Source organism: Spirillospora sp. NPDC046719 (assembly GCF_040645715.1).
In the GTDB taxonomy this organism is placed as follows: Bacteria; Actinomycetota; Actinomycetes; order Streptosporangiales; family Streptosporangiaceae; genus Spirillospora.
Window position 1 is genome coordinate 1 of the sequence record NZ_JBEYYT010000882.1, and the last position, 1,494, is coordinate 1,494.

1 protein-coding gene is annotated in these 1,494 nt (G+C 72.5%); it reads left to right on the plus strand.

Annotation, left to right across the window (positions count from 1 at the left end):
• Window positions 1-107: 107 nt before the first annotated feature.
• A complete protein-coding gene (locus ABZ914_RS51235) occupies window positions 108-1,421 on the plus strand; it encodes a M16 family metallopeptidase (protein WP_500201799.1) in 1,314 nt (437 codons plus the stop codon).
• Window positions 1,422-1,494 lie beyond the last annotated feature (73 nt).

The window sequence follows — 1,494 nt, forward strand, 5'->3', positions numbered from 1 at the left end:
GAGCACGCGATGACCGACCGGCCTGCCCGCCCCGGGCAGGCCGGTCGGCCGCTTTCCGCCCCCCGACCCGTCCCGTTCCCGGACCACCATCGAATGCGAGCGACACCGTGACCCTGCCGGCGCGGGCGCAGGAGCCCGGCACCACCACCACGATCCACACCGACGACGCCGGCGCGGTCCGCCGCACCGTGCTGCCCGGCGGGCTGCGGATCATCACCGAGTCGACGCCCTCGGTGCGGTCCGCGGCGTTCGGCGTCTGGTCGGCCGTCGGGTCCCGCGACGAGGCGCCCGCCGACGCCGGCGCCAGCCACTACCTCGAACACGTCCTGTTCAAGGGCACCAGGCGGCGGTCGGCGCTGGAGATCTCCGCCGCCATCGACGCGATCGGCGGCGACCTCAACGCGTTCACCGCCAAGGAGTACACCTGCTACTACGCGCGGGTCCTGGACTCCGACCTCCCCCTCGCCGTCGACGTCGTGTCCGACATGGTCGCCGACTCCGTCAACCGCCCCGAGGACGTCGAGGCCGAGCGCGGCGTGATCCTCGAAGAGATCCACATGCGCGACGACGACCCCGGCGACCTCATCCACGACGAGTTCGCCACCGCGCTCTACGGCGACACCCCCCTCGGCCGCCCCATCCTCGGCACCGAGGACTCGATCAACGCGCTGTCCCGCGACCGCATCCACGGCTACTACCGGGAGCACTACACCCCGTCCAACCTCGTGGTGTCCGTCGCCGGGAACATCGACCACGACGAGGTCGTCCGGCTGGTGTCGGACGCGTTCGCCGGGCACCTGACCGGCGACGCCGAACCCGCCCCGCCCCGCGTCGGCGGCCCCACCGCGCCCGTCGACCCGCGCACCGTCATCATCGACAAGGACACCGAGCAGGCGCACATCGTCCTCGGCGTCCCCGGCGTGTGCCGCACCGACGACCGCCGCTTCGCCCTCGGCGTCCTCAACGCCGCCCTCGGCGGCGGCATGTCGTCCCGCCTCTTCCAGGAGATCCGCGAGAAGCGCGGCCTGGCCTACTCGGTGTACAGCTACACCGCCCAGTACGCCGACTCCGGCATCTTCGGCGTCTACGCCGGCTGCCAGCCCGGCAAGGTCGACGAGGTCCTGTCGATCTGCCGCGACGAGGTGAACCGCGCCGCCGAGCAGAGCCTCACCGAAGAGGAGCTCGAACGCGGCAAGGGCCAGCTGCGCGGCGCCATGGTCCTCGGCCTCGAGGACACCGGCTCCCGCATGAGCCGCATCGGCAAGAGCGAGCTGGTGTACGAGTCGCTGCTCCCGGTCGACGATGTCCTCGCCTGCATCGAGGCCGTCACCCTCGACGACGTCCGCGCCGTCGCCCACGAGGTCCTCTCCGCCCCCCACGCCCTCACGGTGATCGGCCCGGTCGGAGACCGGCTGAGCTAGCCCAGGGGGGCGACCCCCTGGAACCCCCGTCACGGTTGAGGGGCTGTTTCCCGCTCCGCTAGCGCTCCGCGCG